We start from the raw sequence: 23,275 nt of genomic DNA, 5'->3' as shown, positions 1-23,275 counted from the left end.
ATAATAGTAACCTTCTCCCATGAATTTTCTGCAGAGAGCAGCCCTTGCGGGGGCTGGCGCGGCCATCGCCAGCAGTGCCATGGCGCAAGCTCCAGTGGCCCCCATCAAGCCCAAGGTATTTACCGATTTTGGTATTACTCGTACAGATAATTACTACTGGCTGAATCAGCCCACCGAACCAGAGGTGCTTAGCTACCTCAACGCCGAAAATGCTTACTATGACAAGCAGATGACCGCTGCGAAAGCCACACAGCAGAAGCTGGTGGCTGAAATTAAAAGCCGCATCAAGCAAGACGATGCTTCAGTACCGTACCGCGACAACGGATACTATTATTATTCCCGCTTCGAGGTCGGAGGTGAATATCCAATTTATTGCCGCAAAAAGGGCAGCACTATTTCGCCGGAGGAGGTGCTGATTGATGCCAATCAGCTAGGTGCTGGCCAAGCCTATTTTCAGATTGGCGACTGGGCTGTGAGCGACAACAACCAGTTGCTGGCCTACTCTGCTGATACCGTAAGCCGGCGCCTCTACACGTTGCGTTTCGTGAACCTGGCCACTGGCACCCCCTACCCGGAGCGCATTGCCAATACCGGTGGTGAAGTGGTGTGGGCCGCCGACAATAAGAGTGTGTTTTACACCAAGAAAGATGTTACAACCCTTCTCCCCTACCAAGTGTACCGGCACACGCTGGGCACCGACCCCAAGGGCGACGCGCTGGTGTATGAGGAGCGCGACAATACTTTTCACGTCGGAGTGAACCGCTCCAAGTCGAAGAAGTTTGTTGGTATTGTGCTCGAAAGCTCCCTCTCATCAGAATACCGCTACCTCGACGCAAGCACGCCCACAGGGCAATTTAAGTTGTTTGCCCGCCGCGAGAAGGACCACCTCTACGAAGTAGAGCACTTGGGCGATAAGTTCTACATCCGCACCAACTGGCAGGCGCCCAACTACCGCCTGATGGTGACGCCCGCAACCAATACAGCCAAAGCTACTTGGCAGGACGCCCTAACCCGTCACCCCGAGATTTTCCTCGACAAGGTTGAGTTGTTCCGCGAGTACTTCGTGCTGAATGAGCGCAAAGGCGGCCTCCGTCAGTTGCGCGTGGTGAGCGTGAAAGACAAGCAGGAACACTACCTCAAGTTCGACGAAGCGGCTTATACGGCCACTATTGGCATCAACGCGGACTTGGACACGCCTTTGCTGCGCTACAATTACACCTCACTGGCCACGCCGCCCTCGGTCTTTGAATATGACATGAGCACGCGCACCGAAACGTTGTTGAAGGAGCAGCCGGTGCAAGGTGGCTTCAACAAGCATGACTATGTGACGGAGCGGATATTCGTTAAGTCGCGCGACCAGAAATTTATTCCCATGTCCATCGTGTATAAAAAAGGCACGAAGCTGGACGGCAGCGCCCCACTACTGCAATACGCCTACGGCTCCTACGGCTTTTCGCAGGACCCTACCTTTAGCGCGGCCCGGTTGAGCTTGCTCAACCGCGGCTTCATTTATGCGCTGTGCAACATTCGCGGCGGCCAGGAAATGGGGCGGCAATGGTTTGAAGATGGCCGAATGATGCATAAAATCAATAGCTTTAATGATTTTATCGACTGTTCAGAATATCTCACCAAACCGCACGATTCGCAGGTGGCCGGCGATAAAAGCAAGCCGCAATACACGGCCCCCGACAAGCTGTTTGCGATGGGTGGCAGCGCCGGTGGCTTGCTCATGGGCGCCGTGCTCAACATGCGCCCCGAGCTATACAAAGGAGTAATTGCTGCCGTGCCCTTTGTCGACGTTGTTACTACGATGTCGGACCCCAGCATTCCGCTTACCACCAGCGAGTACGACCAATGGGGCAATCCCGCTGATGAGGAGTCTTTTAAATACATGCTGTCTTACTCGCCCTACGACAACGTGAAGCGCCAGGCCTACCCCAATATTCTCGTCACCACCGGCCTACACGATTCGCAGGTGCAGTATTACGAACCTGCCAAATGGGTAGCCAAGCTGCGCGCTTTGAAAACCGACAAAAACCTACTCCTGCTGCACACCGATATGAGCGCGGGGCACGGTGGGGCTTCCGGCCGTTTTAAGTCTATTGAGGATACTGCGCGGCAATATGCTTTTATGATGCAGTTGCTTGGCAAGAATTTGTAGGGTTCAGCACCCGTTCCCAAACAGCTATAAATATCCTGCTGCGCGTGGCGTGGCAGGATATTTTGCTTTTTCCGGCCTTCTCTCTCATCAATTCTTAGACTGGTAACGCTGCCATAATTCGCCTGTAACCTACCTTTGGCATCCCACTCGCGCGCCCCGTTTCTGGCGGCGCCTCACCATTGCCCATGCCCGACCCGCACGCCCACGCTCACCTATCCAAAACCGAACTGCTGGCCCGCAAAAACGAAGAAGCTCTCCTCGGAGGTGGCCAGGCCCGCATCGACGCCCAACACCAAAAAAGCAAGCTCACCGCCCGCGAACGAATTGACTTGCTGATGGATGAAGGTTCCTTTGAGGAAATTGGCAAATTTGTGATGCACCGAGCCAAGGACTTTGGCCTCGACAAAGAATATTATCTCGGCGACGGCGTAGTGACGGGCTACGGCACCATCAACGGCCGTTTGGTATATGTTTTCTCGCAGGATTTCACGGTTTTCGGCGGCTCCCTGAGCGAAACGCACGCCGAGAAAATCGTCAAAATCATGGACCTCGCCATGAAAAACGGAGCCCCGGTTATTGGGCTAAACGACTCCGGCGGCGCCCGCATTCAGGAAGGCGTGGTGAGCCTCGGTGGCTACGCTGACATTTTCTATAAGAATACGCTGGCCTCGGGCGTGGTGCCGCAACTGTCGGCCATTATGGGGCCGTGTGCGGGGGGTGCGGTATACTCGCCGGCCATCACCGACTTCATCCTGATGGTCGAAAACACGAGTTATATGTTCGTGACTGGTCCGAATGTGGTGAAAACCGTGACCCATGAGGAAGTAACCAGTGAAGAGCTTGGCGGCGCCAGCACGCACTCGGCCAAAAGCGGTGTCACGCACTTCAGCTGTGCCAATGAGGTAGCCTGCATCACGCATCTTAAGCAGTTACTGAGCTACATGCCACAAAACTGCGAAGAAACCGCGCCCGCACAGCCCTATGAGCCCAGCGGCGACGAAAGCCGACCCGTCCTCGACCAGCTAATCCCTGACAACGCGAACCAGCCTTACGACATGCGCGAGGTGATTGAGGGCATCATCGACACTAATTCATTTCTCGAAGTCCATCAGAATTTCGCAGAGAATATTGTCGTTGGCTTTGCCCGCTTGGCGGGCCGCAGCATCGGCATTGTGGGCAACCAGCCGGCCGTGCTGGCCGGCGTGCTCGACATCAACGCCAGTACCAAAGCCGCCCGCTTCGTGCGCTTCTGCAACTCATTCAACATTCCGCTGCTGGTGCTCGAAGACGTGCCCGGCTTCCTGCCCGGCACCGACCAGGAATGGCGCGGTATCATCACCAACGGCGCCAAACTGCTCTACGCTTTCTGCGAAGCTACCGTGCCGCGCATCACCGTCATCACCCGCAAGGCGTATGGCGGAGCCTACGATGTGATGAATTCCAAGCACATCGGGGCCGACATGAATTACGCCTGGCCCACCGCCGAAATCGCGGTGATGGGTGCCAAGGGGGCCGCCGAAATCATCTTCAAGCGGGAAATTGCCGCCGCCGCCGACCCCGCCGCCAAGCTACAGGAAAAGGTGGACGAGTATCAGGAGAAATTCGCCACTCCCTACCGTGCCGCACACCGCGGCTTCGTCGATGAAGTGATTTTGCCCTCACAAACCCGGCAAAAGCTCATTCGGGCGTTCAAGATGCTGGAGAATAAAGTGGCCGTGCTGCCGCGTAAGAAGCACGGCAATATTCCGTTGTAATGTCGGCTGCTTCGTTTATCAACATCCGGCCATCCTCGCCACAAGATGCCTTAGCGGTGCGCGCCCTTTATCAGCGGGTGGCAGCCGAAAGCGGCGGCCTGGCTCGACAAGCCGATGAAGTAAGCGAAGAGTATGTGCGGCACTTTCTGAGCCGAAGCCACACGCAGGGAGTAGGATTGGTTGCGGAGCAGGACGAGCAGATAGTAGCCGAAATACATGCCTATGCTGCGGGCTTACGAATTTTCGCTCATGTCCTCGGCGACCTCACGGTGGTCGTTGATGCCTCCGTACAGGGCCTGGGCCTGGGGCGACGGCTATTTGAGGCGCTGCTAACGGAGGTGCGGGCGCGGTTTCCGCAAGTGCGCCGGGTGGAACTGTTGGTACGCGAGAGCAACGCCCGCGCCATTATCTTATACGAGAAGTTGGGGTTTCGACCGGAGGGTCGGTTCGAAGGCCGGGTGGCGAGTGAGCACGGTTTCGAGGCCGATATTCCGATGGCTTGGCACGTGCCGTAGCCAACGGAAATGGTTCAAACATCGTAGCTTATCAATTACATTTTCTTTCTTGCACTAGCTGTTCCAATGCGTCCCGAATCATTCAAATTCCTCCAAACCTACCTCAATAATCCGTCTCCTACGGGATTCGAGAAAGAAGGCCAAAAGTTGTGGCTGGAGTACATCAAGCCGTATATCGACGAGTATTTCGTGGATACGTACGGCACGGTGGTAGGCGTAATCAACCCCGAGGCGAAATACAAAGTCGTCATCGAAGCCCATGCCGATGAGATTTCCTACTTCGTGAACTACATCACCAAAGAGGGCTACATCTACCTGCGCCGCAATGGTGGTTCCGACCCTTTAGTGGCACCTAGCAAACGTGTGAACATCTTCGGCGAAAAAGGCATTGTGAAAGCCGTGTTTGGCTGGCCTGCCATCCACGTGCGCAAGACGGAGCAGGATAAGGCTCCCACCATCGAAACCGTGTTTCTGGACTGCGGCGCGAGCAGCGCCGAAGAAGTGGAGGAAATGGGCGTGCACGTGGGCTCCGTTGTCACGTTCGAGGACGAGTTTACGGTGCTGAACGACAAGTTCTACGTGGGCCGCGCCCTCGACAACCGTGTGGGCGGCTTCATGATTGCCGAGGTGGCCCGCCTGCTGAAGGAGAACGACAAAAAGCTGCCCTTTGGCCTCTACATCGTAAATGCGGTACAGGAGGAAATCGGCCTGCGCGGCGCCGAAATGGTGGCCCACCGCATCAATCCCGATGTGGCCATCATCACCGACGTGACGCACGACAGTCAGTCACCGATGTATGAAAAAAAGACCTCGGGCGACATTTCCTGCGGCAAAGGCCCGGTCATTACCTACGGCCCCGCCGTGCAAAACAACCTGCGCGACTTGATTATTGATACGGCCAAGCAGCACAATATTGCCTTCCAGCGCGCGGCTGCCACCCGCGCTACCGGCACCGATACCGATGCCTTCGCTTACTCGGGCTCAGGTGTGGCCTCGGCCCTGATTTCCTTACCGTTAAAGTACATGCACACCACCGTGGAAACTGTACATAAGGACGACGTGGACAGCGTGACCCGCCTGATTTACGAAACGCTGCTCCGCATCGAAGACGGCCACGATTTCCGATATTTCACCTAAATCACGGATTTGTAATTGATTGGCTTGCTTAAAAATGGCCGCTCAGACAGAGCGGCCATTTTAGTTGTTTTTTGATTACAACATACACTTGTTGGCCAATGGAAATCTTTCCGCAAAATCCGCGACATTCGTCAAGTCCGCTCGAATCCACCGTCCCACTAAACTTCACCGACCAGATGGGCCGGCGGGTGGCGGTGCCGTTTCCGCCCCGGCGCATTATTTCCCTGGTTCCGTCCCAAACTGAGTTGCTGTTTGATTTGGGACTTGCGGACAAGGTCGTCGGCGTTACGAAATTTTGCATTCACCCGGCCACGGCCCGCACGAACGCCGCCGTGATTGGCGGCACCAAGAAGTTCGATTTTGAAAAAATTGAGAGGTTGAAACCCGATTTAATAATTGGCAATAAGGAGGAAAACTACCAGTCGTGCATCGACCAATTGGCTGCTAAATACCCCGTGTGGCTGAGCGACATTAGCACCTTGCCGGAAGCACTGGACATGATTCGGCGCATAGGCTTTATTGCCGGGGCCAAAGACCCAGCCCAGGTACTGGCCGATGAAATTGCTGCCTCATTCGCAACACTGCCCGGCACTCAGCCACTAATACCAGCCGCTTACCTCATCTGGCGAAAGCCTTACATGGTAGCCGCCAGCGGCACTTTTATCAATGACATGATGCACCGGGCCGGCTTCACCAACGTCTTTGCCGACCGAAACCGCTATCCGGAAATAAGTGCTGAGCAATTGGCGGCTGCCGTACCTCAACGCATTTTATTATCCTCCGAGCCTTACCCCTTCGGCGCAAAGCACGTAGGTGAATTTCAAGCAATATGCCCCGCGGCAACCATCGACATCGTCGATGGTGAGTTGTTCAGCTGGTACGGCAGCCGGTTGCAGAAGTCGGCGGCGTATTTCACTCAGCTTCGCTAATGATGAAACCACTTTGGGCTAATTCTTTCCAGAATTGCGGGTAGGATTTCTTCACCACTGTTGGGCCTTCAATAACCAAGGGGCCGCGCAGGGCGAGTGGCGCAAAAGCCATGGCCATGCGGTGGTCGTGGTAAGTAGCCACCGACTGATTAGCCACAGCAAATCCGGTTGACTCGGCCCGAAAGCGGCCGTCGGCCACTTCCCGCAGGTTGCCGCCGCATTTCGCGAGTTCGGTTTGCAGAGCCGCAATCCGGTCGGTTTCTTTAATGCGCAGGCTTTCCAGCCCCGTCATTTCAACCGGAATGTTTAGCGCGGCCGCCACTACGGCCACCGTTTGCGCCAAGTCTGGGCAATCTGTAAAATCCAACCACAAGGGCTCCGCCGATGCAGCGACAGGCTGTTGCCGAAGGTGAATACCGTGGGGCAAAAAAGTGGTTTCTACTCCAAAACGCGTCATCATGCCCGCAATGGCTTGGTCACCTTGCAATGACTCCTGCCACAGTCCGGTCAATGTAATTTCCGAACCCACTGGCCCTAATGCCACCAGCGAATACCAGTAGCTGGCGGCCGACCAGTCGGCTTCCACGGTGTAATCGGTGGGTTGGTATTGGCCGGGGCGCACCAGCAGCGTGTCATCTTGGGCGGAGTACTCGGCCCCGAATAGCTGCATGAGCGCGACCGTCATGTTGATGTAGGGGCGCGAGCCGATGTGGCCGGTGAGTTGCAGCCGCAAGCCACCGGGCAGATGCGGGCCTACCATCAGCAGTGCCGAAATGTACTGACTGCTGATGTCGCCACGCACCGTCAGGGTAGTGGGCTCTGTGGCAGCACCAGCTGCAAAACCGGCCAGTTCCAGGGGCGGAAACCCTTCGTTACTCAGGTAAGTAATGTTGGCCCCAGCTTGCCGGAGGGCATCAACAAGCACGGCAATGGGCCGCTCCTGCATCCGGGCGGTGCCGGTCAGGCGGCCACGCCAGCCCGTCACGGCCAGATAGGCAGTGAGGAAGCGCATGACGGTGCCGGCGTCTTCCGCATCGAGTACATCGGTGCTCGACGCGGTAGTCAGCAGGCGGCGCATGAGCTGCGTATCGTGGGCATCTGACAGGTTACCTATCGTGCCGCCGCCAGCTAGGGCTTGCAGGATGAGCGTGCGGTTGGCTTCGCTTTTGGAAGCTGGAAGTTGGGCAGTGCCGCGGAGCGGGCCACCAGGCCAGGATAAATGCATGGTTATTACGACGCCCGCTTCAGCGCGCGCCTGAATTATTTGGCGTTTAGGAAAGTCGCAAGGCTACAGCGCACGCTAGAGCCGGTGGTAATAACGCAACGATTCGGCGATTTCGGTTAAGGTCACAGCTTGGTCGAATACGCCATTACCAATACCCTGAAGTAAAGTGCAGTTGATGGTGGCGCCCACATTTTTCTTGTCTTGCAGCGCGAAGTCGGCAATGGCCGCTGTTTCCAGCAGCACGAAAGACAATTTATCGAACACCGAAAACACGAAGGTTTCTATTTTATCTAATTCTTCGGGGCTCAGAAGGCCGCGCTGCACCGAAAGCCAACTTTCGCACACCAACCCAGCGGCGACGGCCTCGCCGTGCAGCGCCTCGCGACCGGGCTGCGTGAGCAGGTAGCTTTCGATGGCGTGACCCACGGTATGGCCAAAATTAAGCAGCTTGCGCAGACCGCTTTCCAGCGGGTCCTGAACTACGATGCGTTGCTTCAGCGCAACTGATTCCCGAATGATGGGCGTCCAATCGTCGGTGAGCCAACCCAGGCGGCGGTGTTGGTTGAAGGCGGCCCCATCGGCAATGAGCCAGTGCTTCAGCACTTCGGCGTAGCCGGACTTTAGCTGGCGGACGTCGAGCGTCTGTAAAAACTGTGGGTCGACAAACACCGCTGCCGGAGCCTGGAATACCCCCAAATGATTTTTAAAGCCCTGAAAATCGACCCCGGTCTTGCCGCCCACGCTGGCATCGACCTGCGCCAGCAGCGTGGTGGGCACTTGCGCAAATCGAATGCCCCGCTTGTATAGTGCCGCCACGAAGCCACCCAAATCCGTAACGACGCCCCCGCCCAGATTCACGAGTACCGCAAACCGGTCGGCGCGCTGCTCGGTGAGCTGGCTCCACACCGCTTCGCAACTGGCCAGGGTTTTGTATTCCTCACCCGCAGGAATTTCAATCAATTGATAATTGGTGGGAAGGTGCTTTTCCAGCAGCGGCAGGCACAGACGGGCCGTGTTGCTATCGGTCAGCACAAACACCCGGCTCACGGCGGGCCGGTGCAGCAATTCGGCCAGAGCCGGTAGGGCCTCGGGCCCAATGAAAACGGAACTATCCATGGCGCAAAAGTCAGCACAAAAAATGGCTGGCCGGCTATCGCACCACGCAACCCTTGGGCGAGGGCACTGGTCAGGCAAGTATGAATCATACTTTCATTATCTCACTCCCATAACTCATGCTCCAAATAACTCGCTCATTCCTAACTGGCTGCTCTCTCATCACCCTCGTAAGCGTGACGGGCTGCAAGAAAGAATCTGTTTCCCCGGAAGCTGCCGCCACTACCACAACACTTCTGCTCGGCCGCTGGGAACTCACGAAGTCGTCGGGTGGAATTGCTGGCGGCACGTATCCGGCCGACTCGGCCCGCAAACAGGAAATCATTTTCACCACTAATGGACAAACCCAGTCTCTGCTGAATGGCGTCGTCACCAATACGGCTTCCTATTCCTTAATCAAGGCTCCTTCCTATGCTACGGGTAAGACGGAAAGATTTTTATTTGTAAACCAGGGTTCTAATAACATTTCAAGCCAGCTTATTGAGCAGGTTTCCGCCACAGACCTCGTACTCGCTGATGACTATGCTGATGGAATGGCCCGACACTACACCAAACGTTAGTTAACCAGTCCCCCAGTTCGTCTAATGATTTCTTAACTATCAGCTTGAGTACTTCTTTTCCAATGAAACATCTTCGCCCCACCCTATTCTTACTGTTTGTAGCTGCCCTTAGCCTGACTAACTGCAAAAAAGACGCGGAACCGACCGCCCAGACTGACGGCCTAATCGGCACCTGGGAACTTGTGGACCGTCAGTACTCCTGTCTCCCTGGGCCTACACCCAACGAAACAGCCGTATTTACCGCCACGGGCTTTAGTTTTTACGAAAATGGCCAGCTAAAATCCAGTGGTACGTACACTTTTGGTACGGCTACGCCATGCCAGTCCACTCCAGTTCCGGGCTTACGGTTTGTGTATACCAGTGGCAGCATAGAGCCGCTCAATGTTGCCTATACGCTCACAGAAGATGAGTTAGTCCTAGATCAGGGCATTCCCTGCGATGCTCCGCGCACTACTTATCAGCGGCTACCATAGTACCGTGCCTACAGCTATAGCCCCGGCCCCAGATTCACCACGCCATCAAACGGCCGGCCATTCAGCACCTCTGTCTGCTTGCGGATGCTTTCGATGTGAATCAGCTTGTAGAGTTCGGCTACAAATTTGTCATTCACCTTCAATTTGGTCGCCCAATCGGTGCGGGTGTTGAAGATTTCCTGCCAGCGGTCGAACTGCAGGATTTTGACGTTGTTTTCCTTTTTGTACTCAGCCAGTTCCTCCACCAAGGCCATGCGGCGAGCCAGCGCCTCCACGATTTCGCGGTCGGCCACATCCATTTTCTGGCGCAACTCCTCGGCTTTGTTGAGGTAGTCGGCGTTGTTGGAGGAGCGGTAGCGGTACTGTAGCTCATTCAGGATTTCGCCCAGGCGCTCGGGTGTCACTTGCTGTTCGGCGTCGCTCAAGGCGTGGTCCGGGTCGGGATGGGTTTCGATAATTAGGCCATCATAATCCAAATCCAAGGCTTTCTGGGCGATGGGTAGCAGCAGGTCGCGGCGCCCGCCAATGTGGCTGGGGTCGCAGATGAGGGGAATATGCGGGAAGCGTGTTTTTAGCTCAATGGGCAGTATCCAGGTGGGCGCGTTGCGGTAACGACTAGGCGCAAACGTACTGAATCCCCGGTGAATAGCCGCCAAATCGGTGATACCGGCTCGTTCCAGACGCTCCAGCGCGCCGGCCCAGAGGGCCACGTCCGGATTCACCGGGTTTTTCACCATGACAGGTACGCCGGTGCCAGCCAGAGCATCGGCCAATTCCTGCACCGCAAAGGGGTTCACAGTGGTCCGGGCACCAATCCACAGCACATCAATGCTGTGGCGTAAGGCATCTTCCACGTGCCGCGGCGTGGCCACCTCAATGGCGGTCGGGATGCCGGTTTCGGCTTTCACCCGTTGCAGCCAGGGCAGCGCCACCGCGCCCATACCCTCAAAAGAGCCCGGTCGGGTGCGGGGCTTCCAGATGCCCGCCCGAAACAAATCAATTTTCCCTAATGTCTTCAAGCCGTGGGCCGTGGCCATTACCTGCGCCTCGGTTTCGGCTGAGCAAGGACCGGCAATGAGCAAGGGCTGGCCTTTTTGGGCTAGTATTCGGGTGAAGAAAGTAATGGTGGGGGGTAGCATTATAATAGCAGGCAAATGAATATATTGTCCCGGCCAACGCCGATAAAGCTCAACAAACGTAACTCGTTTCCGTGGAACGTTGTTTACCGGTTACCTTCGTTTGCTTTCTGCTCTCTACCCTCATTCCCACCCCTTAGTAGCTGATTATGTCCATCTCCGCCCCCACCCAGGCCCCGCCGATTTCCTTCGAGGACACTCGTGTGGCCTTTGCATCCAAGTCCGACGCCCAATTGCGCAAAGTCTACGCCTTGTTCGCGGCCATGAACAGTGGCAGCTTGGTAAAAACCGGTAGCGGACTCATGAAAACCGCGCTGAAATTGGGCCTACCTGGTACGAAATATCTCATCAAACATTCCATTTTTGAGCAATTCTGCGGCGGCGAAACCATTGCCGAATGCCGTTCTGTAACATCGGAATTAGGTAAATACAACATTGGTACTATCCTCGATTATTCGGTAGAAGGCGAAGGCAACGACCGGAGCTACGACCACACCCGCGACGAAATCCTGGCCACCATTGACGAGGCCCACCGCTCGGCGCACATCCCTTTTTCAGTTTTTAAAGTAACGGGCGTGGCCAACGTGGCCATTCTGGAGAAAATTCAGGCCGGGCATTTGCTTACCGGTGCCGAAGAAGCCGCCCACGCCCGTGCCGTAGCCCGTGTGGAAGCACTCTGCGCTCGCGCGCACCAACACGGCGTGCGGCTGTTTGTCGATGCCGAAGAAAGCTGGTTTCAGCACACCATCGACCTGTTGGCCTACGACATGATGGCTAAGTATAACCGCGAAACCGCCATTGTCTGGAACACTTATCAACTCTACCGTCACGACCGGCTAGATGCCCTGGAAGCCGCCCACGACACCGCCGCCGAAGCTGGCTACTACGTAGGAGCCAAGCTAGTCCGGGGTGCTTACATGGAAAAGGAGGCCCGCGTGGCCAAACAGCGCGGCTACCCCAACCCTATTAACCCCACCAAGCAGGAAACCGACGCCCTCTACGATGAGGCCCTGCGCTACTGCGTGCAGCACATCGACCGCATCAGCATCTGCGCCGGCACGCACAACGAGGCTAGTTCATTGCTGCTCACCCAACTCATGCAGGAAGCCGGCCTGGCTCCCAACGACCCACGCGTGTGGTTCGCGCAGCTCTACGGCATGAGCGACAACCTCACCTATAACCTCGCCAATGCCGGCTATAACACGGCCAAGTACCTCCCCTACGGCCCCGTAGCTGCCGTGATGCCCTATCTGCTACGTCGGGCTGACGAAAACACGGCCATCGCGGGCCAAAGCAGCCGCGAATTTTTGCTTGTTCAGAAAGAAATTCGGCGCCGTCAGCGGCGGTCTTAGTCAGCCGAAAGAGCGTGATTGATCGAGCAGAAAGGTCCGTTTCTGCTCAATCAACCACGCCCCATTGAGCTATAGCATGGGGTTGTTTTAGAATTTAGGAACAATTGTGGTAATGGATGAGCCCCAACAGGCTGAAAATATTATCTACGAGGCAAGAAATTAGCAGCGCCGCGCAGCCAAAATTCACTAATTTTCAGCCCCCAAAACGGTTTTTCGTTCATTTGAAGCCCTGCCATGATTGGTCGTATTCGCACTTACTTAATTCAATATTCCCGGCTACAAACTGGCACCGTAAGCTACCTCACTCTAGTGCAGGAAGCTGAATTGGGGCTAAATCTGGAAATTTCTCACGAAAAATCCCGGCTCAACGAAATGCTGGCCGAGATTTCCATGAGTGAACATGAGAGTGGCCGCCCGCCTCTCAGCTGCCTCGTGAAGGTGCAAGGCTCGAAGGGACAAGGAGACAATTTTTACAAGCTGTGCGAGAAGATGGGTTTGGGCGAATGGCGCAGCTTAAAGCAGAACGAGGACTTTTTGAAAGACCTCGTCCGCGACTGTCGGGATTTCTGGCGCAATGAAGCCAACTTTCAGCAGTTTGCTTGAAAACACCACACCAACGAAGTAAGATCAGTAGTAGTCTGATAGGGACAGATGGTGCAGCAGCGGGAAAAGATGGAAAATTAACGGGATGTAACCTCTACCGAGGTGGTACCGTTAAAATCTCAGGCAGCCACTGAGCTAGTCATCTTTTCCACATTTCCACTCCCTTCATCATGAATACTAACGATTCGAACAACCCGCAGAATATGGGTACTGGCTCAGGTGCTAACTACGGCACCACTAACACCGGTACTGGCGTAGGCAACAGCACTGGCTTGAGCAACGAAAGCACCAGCTACAATGCTGGCACGGGTGCCAACAGCGGTACCGGCGTTACATCGAACTCAGGTGCTTCTCTAGGCAACTCCGGCCACGTAACTGATGGCGACGACTATAGCGCAACTGCCAAGGGTGGCGCTCTGGCTGGCACCGCTGGCGCAGCAGTAGGCCGCGGCATTGATGCCGTACAAAATACCGCCGACCGCACTGCACATTCCGTGACGGGCGAACCTTACCGTGCCGGTGGCAGCATGACCGGGATATTCCGCGACCGGAATAGCGCCGAGCAAGCTTACCAGTCGCTCTCCTCGCGTGGCTATGGCAAAGAAGATGTCAACCTATTGATGTCGGACGAAACCCGCAAAACCCACTTTGGTAGTGAGACGGCTCATACCGACCTCGGCGATAAAGCCATGGAAGGTGCAGGCGTAGGCTCGGCCATTGGTGGCACGGCTGGTGCAGTTATCGGCGCCATTGCGGCTATCGGTACTTCGGTAGCACTGCCGGGCTTGGGGCTGATTATTGCTGGTCCGCTGGCCGCAGCTTTAGCCGGTGCGGGTGCCGGTGGCCTCACGGGTGGCTTGGTAGGCGCCTTGGTCGGCTCGGGCATTCCCGAAGAGCACGCTGCTGAGTACGAGCACGGCATCAAGAATGGCGGCATCGTGATGGGTGTGAAACCCCGCAATGAAGAAGACGCCCGCTACTTCGAAGAGGAGTTCCGCCGCAACAACGGCGATAAGATTTATAAGTACTAATCTTACCCCTAGGCTTCAGTCCTAGTTTGGCAAAAAAGCCTTTCCCTAGCTGGAAAGGCTTTTTTGTTGCAACCTCTGGCTTGTCCGGCTGTTCTGTGGAATAGCCCATGGGCAGGCTCCCCCAATCAGGCACTTATTTCACCTGCGGAGGCGTTTTCGACGTAAGCAACGGGGCTCAATAGAGCCTCGTGCTCTACGTACATTTGATTTTCATCTCCGCTTTATTTTTCCGCTAATGTCTTTCCCTCGCTTGAAGGTCGGGCTGTACGCCTTTTTGGTGGCAGCCGTATTTGTTTTGGCCTCTTATCGGTTGTTCCGTCGGGCCGACTCGGCGGTGCCGAGCAAGGACCAGGTGCTGATTGGCATCATGTTGCAAGGCCTTACCTCGGCCCACTACCAGCCCGAAAAAGTTGACGACGCCTTCTCCAAGCGCGTGTTTGACCTTTATTTGAAGAATCTCGACTATCGCAAGCAATTCTTGCTCGCTTCGGATGTGGAGCAGTTGCGTCGCTATCAGACTCAGATTGACGACGAAGTGAAACGAGGCTCACATGAATTCTTGGACCTCAGTACTAAGTTGATAACTGAGCGCACGAAGGAAATGCAGGGCCTCTATCGCGAGATTCTGGCTAAGCCTTTCGACTTCACGGTTGAAGAATACTTCCAGACAGACTTTGAAAAAGCAGCTTTCCCGGCTGATAAGGCTGCCCAACGAGAAATGTGGCGCAAACTATTGAAGTACGAGACCCTGAGCCGGGTATCGGAAATGATGGAGGCCCAGGAGAAAATGAAAGCTGCCAAGACCACTGCTGCTACCGCTCCGGCTGCCACCACGCCGGCTACGGCTAGTACTACGGCCCCTTCATCCGCCCCGGCTGTCCCCACTGCTCCACCGGTGGCAGCTAACCCCGCTGCTCCTACCGCCGCCGAGCCTATCCGCACACCTGCCCAGATGGAGAGCGAAGCCCGCAAGCGCGTGCTGAAGTATTACGACGAGCAGTTTTCGGAAATCAACGAAACCGACACTAACGAGCGACTGGCCACTTATGCCAACACCATCGCCAACACCTACGACCCGCACACCGAGTACTTCGCCCCCAAAGCCAAAGAGGATTTCGACTATGAAATGACAGGTCGGTTCGAGGGAATTGGAGCAACGCTGCGGGAGAAGGAAGGCCTGATTTACGTAGACGACATCATGCCCGGCTCGGCTTCGGCCCGGCAGGGTGATTTGAAGAAAGGAGATGCTATCCTGCGAGTAGCCCAAGGCGCGGCCGAGCCGGTAAGCATCGAAGGCTGGCGTACGGCCAAGGCTGTGACACTGATTCGGGGCAAGAAAGGCTCGGAAGTACGGCTCACGGTGCGGAAGCCCGATGGTAGCACCAAAATCATCCCCATCATCCGCGATGTAGTGGTGGTAGAAGAGAAGTACGCGCAATCATCCATCATCACCGATAAAGGTCAAAAGATTGGCTACTTGCGCCTGCCCGGTTTCTACGCCGACTTCACTGATAACGGCGGGCGCAGTTCTTCAGACGATGTGAAGAAGGAACTGGCCAAGCTCAATGCTGAGGGTGCCAAAGGCCTGATTATGGACCTGCGCTTCAACGGGGGCGGCTCGCTTACCGATGCGGTATCAATGGCTGGCCTGTTTATGGAAAGCGGCCCCATGGTGCAGGTGCGCGACGGCCAGGGCCACACGCAAGTTCTCACCGACAACGACCCCCGGGTGCAGTACAGCGGCCCACTAGTGATACTGGTAAATAAATACAGCGCCTCGGCTTCGGAAATTCTGGCTGCTGCTGTTCAGGACTATCGCCGCGGCGTGGTCATGGGCTCGACCAGCACCTATGGCAAGGGTACGGTACAGCGCATCTTCGACCTCGATGAAGCCCTCCCAGCTGAGTTGAATAGCGTTAAGCCCATCGGCTCGCTGAAACTTACGACCCAAAAATTCTACCGCGTAAATGGTGGCTCGACCCAGTTTAAGGGCGTGGCTTCGGATATTGTGGTGCCCGACTTATATTCTTACCTCGACGAAGGCGAGAAAGAGTCGGACTACCCGCTGAAGTGGGACGAAATCCAACCAGCCCGCTATCGCCCCTGGAACGCGGCTCCGGCCCTCGACAAGCTACGGGCCAACAGCAAAGTCCGCATAGCAAGCAATCCAAGCTTTAAGGTAATGGATGAGATGGTGAAGAGCATGCGGAAGCGCAAGGATGAAACTATGGTTCCCCTTAAACTCAGTGCTTACCGGGCTGAGCAGCAGGAATCGAAGGCGATTTCTGACCGTTATGAGGCGGCACAGAAAACGACTACTGCCTTGGTGTTTTCGCCTCTGACGGCCGATGTGCGGGCCTTAGGGGGCGACACGGTGAAAGTTAACCGCGCCGCCCGTTTCACCAAGAACCTGAAGAAGGACATCACCATCGGAGAGGCTGTCGCGGTGATTCAGGATGAGATTGATAAGAAGTAAGCTCTCTTTGCGCTAAAGAAAAGCCCCGGTGCCAGTAGGCGTCGGGGCTTTTCTTTTAGTAATCGGAGTCATGACAAATCCATTAGTAAATAGCCAGCTGAAAATTATTTCCAATAGATTTTCTACATTGGTACTAAATTTCTGATTTACAGACAAATGATTCAGTAAAAATTAGACAATAAAATTAGCAATCAGGCAACTAAAATGGTCTCGATAGCTGTTTATCCAGCATGAAGACTATAGAGGACACCCGCATTATTCCGCTCAACCCGCAGGTGGAAGCCATCAGCGACGAGCAACAGCAGAAGCTAGCCGACGAAACCTGGCGCAAATCCATTCCGGCGCAGGTTTTCCTCAACTACTTCTTCGCTATCAACTATCACATCCAAGAGAACGACGACCTACTCGGCGGTCTGCAGAATCTCCCCTTTTTCCGCAGCCACTCGGCTGAGTTGAATGATGCCGACGTGGCAACGCTCACTAAGCTGCTGCACACGAGCTGGAGCACGGAGTATGCACTGAGGGCCACGGCCGAGTTGGGCGATGACAATTTCCTGCGTAACGCCCTACACTGGACGTTCCCGCAGGCCTATCACGCCATCCTGTCGGGCTTGCAGGCATTCCTATACACCACCGGCGTGCGCAGCAACAACGGCCAGCTTATCCGCCGCGAGGTAGGCCGGCTGGTGGTGAAGAATGCCTATCCGCGCCCGGTGTCGTTCTACGCGGCCGGCGCTTACGGCGACTTCAGCATTCACCGCTTGCCGCTAGCCGGCTACAAGGCTGGGCTGCACATTGCCAGCAAGGAAATTGACGCCCAAGCTCAGATTGGCCAGTTTTTGCGTACTACGCGCAAAATGAAGGCGCAGTGGACCCGCGCGCAAGTGCAAGCCAACCCCAACACGGCCATCCGCAGCCAGAAAACGGGGCGCCCACTCGATAAGTGGACGGCTGCGCACTGGCAGCAAATTACCTGGCGCCTGGGCTACACCACCATCTTCGATCTGCTGGGCCGCCTGCGCATCTCGCAGACCAGCCGCGAGATTGAGCGCTACGTGGAAGCCGACATCGACTTCCGCCTGTTTCACGCCTCCCTGCTGAACATCGTGAGCTACCTCAATGGCATTCACGAGACGTATGTGGCTAAGGCATTGGGACTGGAACGCTACCGCCATTTGGTAGCCGAGTTGCCAGCGCACCTGCAAGCTGGGTTCGTGCAGGAGCGGTTGCGTACCCGCGTCGAGCCGGTGCTGGCACCCACGCCGCCTACGGCCCCGGCCATTGCCGCTGAGGCACCGCAATACCGCATGGCCGCCTAGACCACAGATTTCAACGGATGAAACGGGTTTTTGTGGTTTCGCCTTCACTATTCAGCCGTTAATTTAGATACAAAGCCGCTTCGGTTTCGGAGCGGCTTTTTTCATGCCGTACTTTTGCGCAGTCAGCAAGCTTTACTTGCTGCCTTTTGGTTCTAAGGAGCAACGCTCAACACCGCCACTTAAGGGCGCGGAACCACAAAAATCAGTTTCATCCGTTAAAATCCGTTAAATCTGTGGTCCATTTAAGCGAACAGGAACAACAGCGCCGTAATAAACTCGAAGAGCTGGAAAAGCTGGGCATTGAAGCATATCCGTCGGAGTTGTTCGATGTGACGTTTTACGCCAAGGAAATTCACGATAACTACCACCCGGAGCTTAATAACTTCCAAGAGGTTTCGCTGGCTGGCCGGTTGATGTCGTCGCGGGTGATGGGCAAGGCTTCCTTTGCGGAGCTGATGGATATGTCGGGCCGCATTCAGCTCTATGTGAACCGCGATGAAATATGCCCTGGCGAAGACAAGACCCTATATAATGTGCTGTTTAAGAAGTTGCTTGACCTGGGCGACTTTATTGGTGTGAAAGGCCACGTGTTCAAAACGCAGGTGGGCGAAACGTCCATTCACGTCACGGAATTGAAGTTGCTGGCTAAGGCATTACGTCCGCTACCGGTGGTAAAGGAAAAAGTAGACGAGGTCACCGGCGAGAAAACCACTTATGATGCCTTCACCGACCCTGAGCAGCGCTACCGCCAGCGCTACGTAGACCTAGCTGTGAATCCGCAGGTACGCGACACGTTCATCAAGCGCACGCAGCTGGTGCAGTCGATGCGGAATTTCCTCAACGACAAAGGCTACCTAGAGGTGGAGACGCCCATTCTGCAGCCACTGTACGGCGGCGCGGCAGCGCGCCCCTTCACCACGCACCACAATACGCTGGACATGACGCTGTACCTGCGCATTGCCAACGAATTGTACCTGAAGCGCCTCATTGTGGGCGGTTTCGATGGCGTGTATGAGTTCAGCAAGGACTTCCGCAACGAGGGCATGTCGCGCTTTCACAACCCGGAGTTTACTCAGATGGAGCTCTACGTGGCCTACAAGGACTACGCGTGGATGATGGACCTGGTAGAAGAAATGGTGGAGCGCGTGGCCATGACGCTGCATGGCCAAACTGAGGTGCAAGTGGGCAACAACCTCATCAACTTCCAGCGGCCCTGGCAGCGCTACACCATGTTCGAAGCCATTGAGAAGTACACCGGCAAGGCCATTGGGGAAATGGATGAGGCGGCCTTGCGCGAAACTGCCCATGAACTGAATGTGCATCTGGACCCAAGCATGGGCAAGGCTAAAATTATCGACGAGATTTTCGGGGAACACGTGGAGCCCAAGCTCATCCAGCCCACGTTCATTACCGACTACCCGGTAGAAATGTCGCCGCTGGCCAAAAAGCACCGCGACCGTCCCGGCCTGGTGGAGCGGTTCGAAGCCATCTGTAACGGCAAGGAAATCTGCAATGCCTTCTCGGAACTCAACGACCCCATCGACCAGCGCAAGCGCTTCGAAGACCAGCTGGAACTGGGCAAGCGAGGCGACACCGAGGCCATGGTGCTCGACGATGACTTCCTGCGGGCCCTGGAGTATGGCATGCCACCCACAGCGGGCTTGGGCATTGGCATCGACCGCCTGAGCATGATTATGACCAACTCGCACTCCATTCAGGACGTGCTGTTCTTCCCGCAGATGAAGCCGGAGAACGTGCAGAAAGAGAAGGCCGAGAAAGAGGAGAAGTAAATTTCTTCTTTTGTCATCCTGAGCGCAGCGAAGGACCTTATCACGCCAGAGCCTGGTGTTCAGCGGTGATAACGTCCTTCACTACGCTCAGGATGACAGGCGGATGGCTAAAAATCGAAAAGCCCCACACGAAATGTCGTGCGGGGCTTTTCTTTTTTACAACCTTCTTACCCTTCAAACCGCTGTTCTTATTAGAAGCTTGCGATGAACCGTCTGATTTTACTACTGAGCTGTTTGACCAATTTCAGTAGAAGCTCCTACGGCCAGCAATTTTACTAATAATACGTTTCGGCCTTCTTTCAAGTCGGTTGTGAGGTGTTTTACGGGACGAATAAACAAGAGGTTACAATTCTGTTAAAAAATTTCTTGCAGCACACCGGCGACGAAGCTGTTTAGCAGCTCAAGCATCTTCACTTAATCAACCCAGCTTTCCACAACGGTTTGCCGGGCGCAAAAGCGCCATAATAAGTAATTGCTTCGGGATTGGCTTCTGTATTGATCAAGCGCGGCAAGGACTTCGGTGTAAGGCGGTAATCGCCCGCAATTTCATCTATAAACTCAGGACGCGCAACGATTTCATCTTTCCCTACGGCGTCGCCAAGCATGGTAGGAATGTCGCCGTTTGGACTGAAATACAGATTCTTTTGACGGCGCACGGGCTTGATGCCAAGCTTGTGTTCTTCGCTTTTATAGAGACGCTGTAAACCATCAAGATAAAACACGTTGCCAGAAACAATAAACTCGTCTGTACCCTTGCTATTAAATGTCCAGAATACGGTACCTAACGGGAAAAAGTCTGATTTGGGGAAACTGGGCAAACGCATACGCAGCACAGTATTATTCAAAATCTTAACACCTTTAACGTTGGTGCCACCGACAAATTTATCCACATCGTCGCTGACATTATGGTCGATTAATACATCTTGAGATGCGCCGGCGATTTCTAAAAATCCGCCTTTTACATTACGTGAAACGTTGTGATGAACATGAATATCGTGGGCGCTGTAGGCCGCGTCTTCCCCATCGAGTTCTACCGCAGCACCATCGTTGACATAAATACCACCATAAAAGCCATAGTTTTCTACCAAGTTGTAGGCAACTTCATTATACGGCCCAACAATCGCGACTGCCACTGCACCCCATTGCTCCGTGATTTTGGCAGCGTCGTGCAAATAATTATTCGTCACTAAAGAATGGCTGCCCCGTACGCGCACGCCCACGACAGCATTGACGAATTCGTTGTTGCGCACGGTTACATGCGATGCGCCTTTATCGACAAAAATTGCAGCGAGATTGGTTACGTTTTTATGCTGCTGGCTATCCTGCCAGCGCACCGGTGGGTTATCCGGCGGTGGCGTTGGGATGTCGTGCAAAAACAGGTTTTCAACAACGACGTAATTGCCAACTATCTCAATAATATGCCCCATCGAAATAGAAAAGAAGGGGTTTGATAATTGAGGTGCTGCGCCTTTGCCGTAGGCGCTCACGGTAATCGGTGCAGTCTCGGTGCCGGATTGCGAAATTTTCAGCGAGCCAACATAACGAGTGCCACGGGCAAAATTCAAACGGTCTCCGGGCTGAAATTCCTGCTGGTTCGCCCGCTCCAATGTTTTCCAGGGTTTAGCTTCCGTACCTGGGTTTGCATCAGCGCCGCTTGTGGAATTCAAAAAATACTGCTGCGCCGCAGATGCGGATAGTGCGGTCAGGCAGGATACGCCGAGCACTACTGCAGCGACTAGGTAAGGTGTCTTCGGTGGGGTAAACATTACAATGCTTCTCTTGCTGTGGATGAGATTGATAGTGAATCGCACAGGCATTTGAGCGATATGCTAATCAATCTTGGGAGTAATTACTGAAGCTGTCTGGAAACTCAAAAGAACTCCTGAAAGCGAGCGGAATTCAGGTGCCTCACCTTTCCCCTCCCCAATAGAAGTTCTGATCAAAGATATAGCTCGCGAATGGATGCTGCTCTCGCATCTCATCTACTACCTACTAGAGCCGACCAACAGCGGCCTCATACCTGTGCGCCGCCTGCTTATCAAAACCAACTTTGACCGGCCCTCACAGCACGCGTTGGCGCATTCGATGACGGCGGCGTTGTATCGCCGCCGTCATCGAATGCGCCAACGCGTGGTTAGACAGCTTCACCTCTTTGCTCAAAACAGCGTGGAAAACCCGGAGCTTTTCATGGCCTTCTGTTTTGACGAAAACTGGCTTCTCCCTTAAATACTCAATTACAAGGAGCCACGATGACGAGCGTCATCGCCGAAACCATCGTAATCGGGGTTGTCGTCATGGTAGTGCGTGTGGGCCGTCGACACGGTGCCGTTAAGGCCTTGCAGAAGGCGGTCGGCGGCTTCTTTGTCTTCGCTCACGGCGGCGTCGGGGTTGGTATGACCGTGAGCGTCGCCCTGCACTTTGGCCAAGGTACCTTTTACCAGCTTGCTGAAGTCGTCGCTCCACTTTGAAGCGGAGCGGCGCAGGTTAGAACGGGCTTCGTCGCCGGTTTCGGGGGCTAGTAGTAGGCCAGCCACGATGCCAACGGTAGCGCCGGCCAGCAGTGAGAGAATGACTTTGCCTTTGTCGTCTTTCATGATATGAAGAAATAGGAGAGAATTAGTATCTAAGTAACCAACGAAAAATAGCGGCGGTTGTTAGTCCAAGGCACAAAAAGCTATTGCCAATCACCCGCTAAACCGTGATAAATAAAGCCCCGCACCTTGCGGCACGGGGCTTTAGTAAAAGCGGCAGAGGGCTAACTTACAAGTCGTTCAGGATTTTGGTAACTTCACCTTTGTCTTTGCCGAGCTTGTCTTGCAGACGACCTACCAGCTCGTCGCCTTTGCCTTCGGTATAGACCAAGTCTTCGTCGGTGAGCTGGGCATATTGCTGCTTCAGCTTACCTTTCAGCTCGTCCCAGTTGCCTTTGAGCTTGAGGCTGCCACCGGCACCAGTCAGGCCGAGGTCTTCCAGTTTACCAGCGTACTCTTTAAATTTGGCTTCGAGGTCGGAACCAAGCTTGGTAGCCTGCTCACCGAGCTGGCCGCTATATTTGGAGGCAACGCCTTTCCAGCTTTCGCGGGTGGTCGAGCCCTTGTCGGGGGCTAACAGCATACCGGCAATGATGCCAGCGCCGGCACCGGCGAGGGCAGCTAATAGAATTTTACCGGCGTTGTTGTCTTCTTCGTGGTACGACATGGTAATGGTAATGAAGGGTGAATGAGGGTACAAAGGTATCTAAGAGGAAGCGCGGAGCCGAATATAGAGCTTATGTTTTGCTTTGCGGCAGCGTTTGGTCTGGCTGCCTATACGAAGGGCGAGGCTCGGGGTTGAGCTTATTTGTAAAATTTCCTGTGGAACTAAGGCCGTAGTATTTGCTGAGTTTTAGATGGACCCGAATCCCGATGCTCCGGCGTAGATTCGCCCCTGCCTCCACTGCCTTATGAAAATATCCCGGGTTTTATTTGCAGCCCTCCTGCTCGCCACAGGCTGCCAACACAGGGCCGTGCCTACCGCGGCGACAGCGTGCATCGACCCTAGCAAGGTAAACCCACAGGGCATCTGCACGATGGAATATACCCCCGTGTGCGGCTGCGACGGTAAAACCTACTCTAACCCCTGTGCCGCCCGCAACGCGGGTGTCCGCAGTTTCACGGCTGGCTCCTGCGCGGAGCCGGCAGCTAAATAAACTTTTCGCGTTG

Annotated in this window: 21 protein-coding genes; 15 read left to right on the top strand and 6 right to left on the bottom strand. The window is 54.9% G+C overall.

Features of this window, described 5'->3' with window-relative positions; translation table 11 throughout:
* Window positions 1–19: 19 nt before the first annotated feature.
* From WX88_RS05095 to WX88_RS05075, 5 genes are all read left to right on the top strand, one after another.
* Window positions 20–2,161 (top strand): S9 family peptidase, encoded by a 2,142-nt coding sequence (locus WX88_RS05095; protein WP_231590636.1) that lies wholly within the window; start codon window positions 20–22, stop codon window positions 2,159–2,161.
* Window positions 2,162–2,346: 185 nt separating this feature from the next.
* The gene (locus WX88_RS05090) at window positions 2,347–3,915 is read left to right on the top strand and encodes an acyl-CoA carboxylase subunit beta (protein ID WP_046243260.1); all 1,569 of its coding nucleotides are present in this window, start codon (window positions 2,347–2,349) and stop codon (window positions 3,913–3,915) included.
* Window positions 3,915–4,430 carry a GNAT family N-acetyltransferase gene (locus tag WX88_RS05085; RefSeq protein WP_046243259.1) on the top strand — a complete coding sequence of 172 codons (516 nt, stop codon included), beginning with the start codon at window positions 3,915–3,917 and terminating at the stop codon, window positions 4,428–4,430. Before WX88_RS05090 ends, WX88_RS05085 begins: the two co-directional genes overlap by 1 nt.
* A gap of 66 nt (window positions 4,431–4,496) precedes the next feature.
* Window positions 4,497–5,567: a M42 family metallopeptidase gene (locus tag WX88_RS05080; protein WP_046243258.1), complete on the top strand. Its 1,071-nt coding sequence runs from the start codon at window positions 4,497–4,499 to the stop codon at window positions 5,565–5,567.
* A 98-nt stretch (window positions 5,568–5,665) separates the two neighbouring features.
* Window positions 5,666–6,496 carry a helical backbone metal receptor gene (locus WX88_RS05075; protein ID WP_231590635.1) on the top strand — a complete coding sequence of 277 codons (831 nt, stop codon included), beginning with the start codon at window positions 5,666–5,668 and terminating at the stop codon, window positions 6,494–6,496.
* Here the strand turns inward: WX88_RS05075 and WX88_RS05070 are convergent.
* Together WX88_RS05070 and aroB are read right to left on the bottom strand one after the other, a co-directional pair.
* Window positions 6,480–7,721, bottom strand: a complete 1,242-nt coding sequence (locus WX88_RS05070) for a 3-phosphoshikimate 1-carboxyvinyltransferase (protein WP_046243256.1) — start codon at window positions 7,719–7,721, stop codon at window positions 6,480–6,482. The two genes, WX88_RS05075 and WX88_RS05070, sit on opposite strands and share 17 nt — an antisense overlap.
* Before the next feature lie 75 nt (window positions 7,722–7,796).
* Window positions 7,797–8,837, bottom strand: coding sequence for a 3-dehydroquinate synthase (gene aroB / locus WX88_RS05065; RefSeq protein WP_052732362.1), 1,041 nt, complete (start codon window positions 8,835–8,837; stop codon window positions 7,797–7,799).
* Between the two features lie 116 nt (window positions 8,838–8,953).
* On the opposite strand from aroB, the gene WX88_RS05060 reads away from it, so the two are divergent.
* Window positions 8,954–9,394, top strand: a complete 441-nt coding sequence (locus WX88_RS05060; RefSeq protein ID WP_046243255.1) for a hypothetical protein — start codon at window positions 8,954–8,956, stop codon at window positions 9,392–9,394.
* Window positions 9,395–9,456: 62 nt separating this feature from the next.
* On the top strand, window positions 9,457–9,867 hold the full coding sequence (locus WX88_RS30730) for a hypothetical protein (RefSeq protein WP_046243254.1): 411 nt from the start codon (window positions 9,457–9,459) through the stop codon (window positions 9,865–9,867).
* Window positions 9,868–9,881: 14 nt separating this feature from the next.
* Here the strand turns inward: WX88_RS30730 and WX88_RS05050 are convergent, their stop codons facing one another.
* Window positions 9,882–11,006 (bottom strand): chorismate mutase, encoded by a 1,125-nt coding sequence (locus tag WX88_RS05050; protein WP_046243253.1) that lies wholly within the window; start codon window positions 11,004–11,006, stop codon window positions 9,882–9,884.
* Window positions 11,007–11,152: 146 nt separating this feature from the next.
* Here WX88_RS05050 and WX88_RS05045 point away from each other — a divergent pair, with 146 nt between their 5' ends.
* From WX88_RS05045 to lysS, 6 genes are all read left to right on the top strand, one after another.
* Window positions 11,153–12,355 (top strand): proline dehydrogenase family protein, encoded by a 1,203-nt coding sequence (locus WX88_RS05045; protein ID WP_046243252.1) that lies wholly within the window; start codon window positions 11,153–11,155, stop codon window positions 12,353–12,355.
* 234 nt (window positions 12,356–12,589) lie between these two features.
* On the top strand, window positions 12,590–12,958 hold the full coding sequence (locus WX88_RS05040; protein ID WP_046243251.1) for a hypothetical protein: 369 nt from the start codon (window positions 12,590–12,592) through the stop codon (window positions 12,956–12,958).
* 170 nt (window positions 12,959–13,128) lie between these two features.
* A complete protein-coding gene (locus WX88_RS31945) occupies window positions 13,129–13,989 on the top strand; it encodes a hypothetical protein (RefSeq protein WP_316932307.1) in 861 nt (286 codons plus the stop codon).
* A 235-nt stretch (window positions 13,990–14,224) separates the two neighbouring features.
* A complete protein-coding gene (locus WX88_RS05030; RefSeq protein ID WP_046243250.1) occupies window positions 14,225–16,465 on the top strand; it encodes a carboxy terminal-processing peptidase in 2,241 nt (746 codons plus the stop codon).
* Window positions 16,466–16,695: 230 nt separating this feature from the next.
* Window positions 16,696–17,784, top strand: coding sequence for a hypothetical protein (locus WX88_RS05025; RefSeq protein ID WP_231590634.1), 1,089 nt, complete (start codon window positions 16,696–16,698; stop codon window positions 17,782–17,784).
* Window positions 17,785–18,017: 233 nt separating this feature from the next.
* On the top strand, window positions 18,018–19,574 hold the full coding sequence (gene lysS, locus WX88_RS05020; RefSeq protein WP_046243249.1) for a lysine--tRNA ligase: 1,557 nt from the start codon (window positions 18,018–18,020) through the stop codon (window positions 19,572–19,574).
* Between the two features lie 410 nt (window positions 19,575–19,984).
* Here the strand turns inward: lysS and WX88_RS05015 are convergent, their stop codons facing one another.
* The gene (locus WX88_RS05015; protein ID WP_231590633.1) at window positions 19,985–21,385 is read right to left on the bottom strand and encodes a right-handed parallel beta-helix repeat-containing protein; all 1,401 of its coding nucleotides are present in this window, start codon (window positions 21,383–21,385) and stop codon (window positions 19,985–19,987) included.
* Between the two features lie 28 nt (window positions 21,386–21,413).
* On the opposite strand from WX88_RS05015, the gene WX88_RS05010 reads away from it, so the two are divergent.
* Entirely contained in the window at window positions 21,414–21,800 is a 387-nt protein-coding gene (locus WX88_RS05010) for a hypothetical protein (protein ID WP_156175948.1), read from the top strand.
* Between the two features lie 8 nt (window positions 21,801–21,808).
* Here WX88_RS05010 and WX88_RS27245 read toward each other — a convergent pair whose 3' ends face one another.
* Both WX88_RS27245 and WX88_RS31940 read right to left on the bottom strand, forming a co-directional pair.
* Window positions 21,809–22,168: a YtxH domain-containing protein gene (locus tag WX88_RS27245; RefSeq protein ID WP_052732361.1), complete on the bottom strand. Its 360-nt coding sequence runs from the start codon at window positions 22,166–22,168 to the stop codon at window positions 21,809–21,811.
* Window positions 22,169–22,334: 166 nt separating this feature from the next.
* Window positions 22,335–22,772 carry a CsbD family protein gene (locus WX88_RS31940; protein WP_072052943.1) on the bottom strand — a complete coding sequence of 146 codons (438 nt, stop codon included), beginning with the start codon at window positions 22,770–22,772 and terminating at the stop codon, window positions 22,335–22,337.
* 244 nt (window positions 22,773–23,016) lie between these two features.
* Between WX88_RS31940 and WX88_RS28575 the strand changes: the two genes are divergently transcribed.
* Window positions 23,017–23,262 carry a Kazal-type serine protease inhibitor domain-containing protein gene (locus WX88_RS28575; RefSeq protein WP_072052942.1) on the top strand — a complete coding sequence of 82 codons (246 nt, stop codon included), beginning with the start codon at window positions 23,017–23,019 and terminating at the stop codon, window positions 23,260–23,262.
* Window positions 23,263–23,275 lie beyond the last annotated feature (13 nt).

It is taken from the genome of Hymenobacter terrenus (genome assembly GCF_000972495.1).
GTDB classification, from domain to species: Bacteria; Bacteroidota; Bacteroidia; order Cytophagales; family Hymenobacteraceae; genus Hymenobacter; species Hymenobacter terrenus.
Note: the sequence above shows the minus strand (reverse complement) of the source record. Positions and strands in the feature narration are given on the sequence as shown.